We start from the raw sequence: 6168 nt of genomic DNA on the forward strand, positions 1-6168 counted from the left end.
CAATCAGCAAACCCGATGGATTTAGAACGTCTAACCTTTATACGGCATTTAATGTTGGGTATTCGTTTTAACTATTTATAGGCACATAATTTTCAACTTAAAATCAATAAAATAAGGAGCCCCCTATGAACAAAACCAAATTCCGCGTGATTTTCAACCGCACTTTGTTGCGTTGGGTGGTGACGTCAGAATTGGCTAAAACGGCGGATAAATCATCACCAGTTGGGGATGGGGATGCGGTAAAAAGTGCGGTGCGTTTTGGTTCTGTTTTAACACTCTCTTCCTTAAGTTTTAGCTTGTTTTGTGCGTTGGGTTTTGTGTCGTTGGTGGTACCTCAAGTCGCGCTGGCAAACCTTGAAATTCGTGCCGATAAAACTGCGCCGGTCAATCAACAACCGATTATTCTCTCCACCGCCAACGGCATTCCGCAAGTCAATATCCAAACCCCGAACAGTAAGAGGCTTTCTCACAATAAATATGCGCAATTTGACGTGGCAGAAAAAGGCGCGATTTTAAACAACAGCCGCACCACCGTGCAAACCCAGCAAGGCGGTTTGGTCACAGGTAACCCTTATTTGGCGCGCGGTGAAGCGCGTGTGATTTTAAATGAAGTGAATTCAGCCAACCCAAGCCAATTGCGCGGTTATGTGGAAGTGGCGGGCAAAAAAGCGGATGTGATTATTGCCAACCCCAGCGGTATTCATTGCGACGGCTGTGGTGTGATTAACTCAGGGCGCGCCACGTTGACCACAGGTAACCCAAAAATCAAAGACGGGCAAGTCACCGGTTTTGACGTAGAAAAAGGCAAAGTTAAGGTATCGGGTAAAGGGTTGGACAACAGCCGCGTGGATTACACGGAAATCATCGCACGTGAAACAGAAATCAACGCAGGCATTTGGTCGAACAAAAAATTAACGGTGGTGACAGGCGAAAACCGTGTTCAACGCACTGAAACTGCCGCGACTAAAAATGATAATGACCATCTCATCATCACCCATACCAAACCCTCTACTACTCCCTCCCAACAAAGCGAAAAATACGCCGTTGACGTAAGCGAATTAGGCGGTATGTATGCCGGAAAAATCTATCTTATCGGCACCGAACAAGGGTTAGGCGTGCGTAATGCCGGGCATATTGGGGCGAGTGCAGGTGAAGTGTATATTGACAGCCAAGGTCGTATCGTCAATAAAGGCACGGTCAATGCCAACCAAAACATCCAACTAACCGGTAAACAAGGCATTGAAAACACAGGCAAAGTCGAGAACCGTCAAAACGACATTACACTTAATACACCGGCTGACATTCAGCAAAATGGCTCTGTTGTCGCACGCTCAGGCAATATTCATCAAACAGCAAAACAAGGCATTCACCAACAAGGCGAAACGGTCGCCAAGGGTAATATTCACTACCAAGCCCCAACTGTTACCGCATCAACATCATCCTTGATTGCCGCAGGCGTAGAGATTAAAGACACACCAAATGGCGAAACGCGAACCCTTGAACAACATTCAACGCAAGGTAAAAATCTCACTGTAAGCACTACAGGCAAAACCACCTTACAAGGCAAAAACCTCGCTTCGGGTAAAATTCAGGTCAATGGGCAAGAGATTAACTTAGATAACAGCCAAACATCTGCACATACCATTGAAGCCAAAGCCATGCAAGGCGACATTCAAGCGAACAACGCTACGATTGTAGCCCACCGTGATTTAACCCTCGCAACCCCGAAAACACTGCAAACGCAAAACAGCACAATCAAAGCAGAAAAAATCACGACAAAACAAACCGCACTTAACACGCAAAATGCGGTTTGGGAGCAGACGGGTAAGGATACATTAACACTCGATGTTCTCGATACACTGCAAAATCAGGGCGGTACATTTAAAACTCAAGGGGATTTAACGGTAAATGCCACAGGGCTCAACAACCAACAAGGGCGTTTTTTGGCTGAAGGTCAACTAACGATTAATGCAAACAACAGAAAAGTAGATTCCAGCCAAGGTATACTCGCATCAAAACAAGATTTACGTCTAACTTCTGGAGAATTGGTCAATGATGCAGGACTCATTCAGTCCCATCAAAATGTCAACATTAATACGCAAGGGCAAAGACTGTCCAACCAACAAACTTTAACCGAAGCACAAGACAAAGGTATTGTGGCGTTAGGTAATCTGACAATTCAATCAAATGATCTTGTCAATCAGCAGGGACATATTATATCGGGTAGCAATGCCAATATCCAAGCTGAACGGTTAAAAAATCAGTCTGGTGAAATACTTATCGGGCAAGATGGACAACTTCATGCAACACATCTTGATAACCAAGCAGGTACGATAGTCTCTTTGAATGGGGACTTAGCACTGACTACCCCAACGATATTGAATAATCAACAAGGCTATATTTCAGCTAAAAATACATTATCATTGCAAACGTTAGGTATAGAAAATCAACAAGGAAATATTACGTCATTAAATACCCTTGTTATTGATATAGCCAACCATACACTTAACAATCAAAAAGGGACAATTTTTGCAAAAAAACTAGCAGAAATAAATGCAGGAAATATTAATAATCAGCAAGGTTTGATTCGTGCGGATAACACGCTTATTGTTAATACAAACCAATATGCCTTAGATAACCGAGCAGGTTATATTGTTTCACATCTTGGCAAAATTATTTCCCAACAAATTGATAACCGAGCAGTCTCTCGCTTAGGTTCATTCATTTACGGAGATAACCTTTCTATCTTGACGCAACAACTTGATAACCAAGAGACAAAAGCGACAGAAGACGAGCCAACACAAGGGGTACAAGGCAACAATCTGACTATCAAAACTGCAACCTTGAATAATCAAAACGGCGGAATTTATAGCGCAGACACAACATCCATTACCGCCGGCCAACGTATTGATAACCAACAGGGTGAACTGCTATCTGCCAATGCCATTTCAATCAAAAACAATGGCGATCTGATGGTCAATAACCAAAATGGATTGATTCAAGGTCAAAATACGATTGATTTAACGGCGAAAGGCTTAGAGGTGGAAGGCACAATAAAAACCGCAGGCGATTTATCCATTGATTTAAAAGACAGTTTTACCTTAAACCAAGCCTTTGAAGTGGGGAATAATCTCACTTTTAGCACACAAGGCGATTTCACCAACAACGTCAAGCAAGTGGTTGGCAACCAAGCGGCTTTTACGGCGAATCATATCCTCAATCCTGCCCATACAGAGATTTCCTCAAACCGTACCTTGATCAATGCTGCCACGCTTACCAACTATGGATTGTTAGATGGTCAGGAAAATATCATCAAAACTCATACATTAGAGAATTTAGGAACGGGGCGAATTTACGGTGATCATTTAGCCATTCAAGCCAATCATCTTAAGAATCTCAATCAAGATGAAACATCCGCCACCATTGCCGCACGAGATCGCTTAGATTTAGGCGTAGGCACCTTAGTCAATCGAGATCATAGCCTCATATTCAGCCTTGGTGATATGGCTATCGGTGGGCAATTAGATGAAAACAACCAAGCACAAGGCTATGCAAAATTCATCGATAACGGCAGTGCAACCATTGAAGCCTTGGGAAATGGGGAGATTAAAACCCAACGATTATTAAATCACGATCTCCATTTAAAACTCGGGGAATATCACACCGATGAGCATATTATTGAATATGCGCCGGCAAAAAGTTCAACACGCTATGCATTACTCAATAAAGATGGCAGTGAAGGCCGTTTTGAACTGAAAAATAACGATAAACACGATTCTAACTCCTACTTCATTTTGAACAACGGCACGAGAATTGCATCCCGTTATTGGATAAATTGGGATTATAATCGCCACACCGTGACAAGCACCATTGAATATCGTGATCCGGCTAATATTTTAATTGGGGGAAATTTATCACTTTCGGGTGCCGATTTAGAAAATAATGGTTCTAACCTTTCCGTAGGAAAAACCCTATTATTGGGTGACCGCATTTTTACCCACAACGAAAATAATAAGAATTTAACAGCGGGCAATATTACCTTAAAAAATATTGATATCCTTGGCACGATCGATATTAAAGATACAGGTGAATGGAAAGGTTTTGGAAAAAAACATAGCCGTTATGGGGCGAGAGGTAAAAAACGTTGGGCGGTTTATGGCACAGAATCGGGCGAGATCAATGACGTACATCCCACACAATATTTCGCCTTTAATAAGGTGTTAAATGAAATCGGCAATAAAATTACCGGCACCGACACTCAAATTGCTAGCCAATCAAAGGCTAATACCATTACATTAAAAACTATTGCCACATCAAATTCTGCAGCAAGTGCGGTCATTTCCGGGCAAGTTTCAGCGCTTCATCCTGCCAATTTAGATCAGAATATGCAGCCTGTGATTAAAACCCATTTAGCCGATATAAGGCTACCGCAAGCTAGCCTGTATAAAATTAACCCTGATGCACCAAACGGCTATTTAGTGGAAACCGATCCAACATTTACCGACCGCAAACAATGGTTAAGTTCAGACTATATGTTTAACGCCCTGCGTCACGATCATAACTATGTCCAAAAACGCTTGGGGGACGGTTTTTATGAACAACGCTTGGTCAATGAACAAATCAACCAGCTCACAGGACGCCGTTTTTTAGATAACTACAGCTCGGACTTCGAACAATACAAAGCCTTGATGGATAGTGGAATTTATTATGCCAATAAATTTAATCTTAGCCTTGGCGTGGGATTAACCGCACAACAAATGGCGGAACTCACTTCGGATATGGTATGGTTTGTGAACAAAGAAGTGCGCTTACCAAGCGGCAAAACCTTAACAGTCTTAACACCGCAAGTGTATCTTGTGGCGCGCAATCTGGATGTCACCCCACAAGGCGCATTAATTTCGGCACGCGAGATTGTTGGTGACATCAATGGCGATATTCAAAATAGCGGCACCATTGCAGGAGGAAATCTCACCGCACTTTCCGCGAAAAATATCCAAAACCATGGCATCGTATTAGGCAATAGGGTTAATTTGAATGCAGAGCAACGATTAGTCAATCTCGGCGGTAAAATTCAAGCCTTGGATTCTGCTACATTGCTTGGTGGTCAAGGTGTGGACATCGCCAGTCAAACAAGTAGTAGTGCCAATACGGATAGTTCAGGAAATGCCTTTGCGCATACCGCTATCGACCGCCAAGCTGACATTGATGTCGGCGGAAAATTAACGATTTACAGCCCGAAAGATGTCACTGTCAAAGCCGCCAATCTCAGCGCTGATATCATTCATATTCAAGGCAATCAGGTTGAACTTGGCATAGTCACCACCCACAACAAACAACATTATAATGGAGATGGGGATAACTATTATCGCCTAGACCAAACCCAAGAAGTGGGCAGTCAACTGACGGCAAAAAATGACGTGAACATTCTAAGCGAAAACCTCACCGCACTTCGTCAAGCCGGCATACACAGTGACAACGGTACGGTTACCCTTAGCTCAACAAATGGCGATGTACAAATCCAAGAAGGCCGCAACCAAGAGCAACTCTCTTTCGGCGCAAAAAGCACCCACCACGGCACCTTGCAAACTATCACCTCGGTGACTAAACATGACCACCGTTATGATAGCGCGCAAGGCTCTGCCATTGATGGTAACAATGTCGTATTACAAGCCAATAACGGCAATGTGAGTGTTCAGGGTTCAAATGTAGTAGCAGAAAACCATCTTGTTGCTAAGGCAAAAAATATCAGCATTCAAGCAGCGGAAAATCGTGTTTTTGAAGAAGATTTTGAGAAAAGGAGCAAATCAGGCTTAATGGGCAGTGGTGGATTTGGTTTTAGTGTAGGCTCGAAAAAAGAAAAAGTAGAACAAGACCGCACGCAAGAAAGCGCGGCAAGTAGCCAAGTGGGGAGCTTAAAAGGCAACACAACCCTTCAAGCAGACAATCATTACCAACAAACAGGCAGTGTTGTCACTGCGGTCAATGGCGATGTCGATATTCTCGCCAAATCCGCCGATATTACCGCCGCCCGTTCGGATTATGAAAGTAATTATAAATACACGATGGAGCAAAAAGGCGTCACGATAGCTTTAACCGGTGCCGTTGCGGCAGCGATACAAGCGGTGGATTCGACAGTGAAATCTGCAAAATCGGTGGGGAGCAGTAAAA

Annotated in this window: 1 protein-coding gene; it reads left to right on the plus strand. The window is 43.3% G+C overall.

Features of this window, described 5'->3' with window-relative positions; translation table 11 throughout:
• Window positions 1–125: 125 nt before the first annotated feature.
• A partial coding sequence (locus Q0O89_RS10215) for a filamentous hemagglutinin N-terminal domain-containing protein (protein ID WP_293731590.1) occupies window positions 126–6168 on the plus strand: 6043 nt, incomplete at its 3' end.

Origin of the sequence: uncultured Actinobacillus sp., assembly GCF_945915845.1 — a bacterium.
GTDB lineage: Bacteria > Pseudomonadota > Gammaproteobacteria > Enterobacterales > Pasteurellaceae > Exercitatus.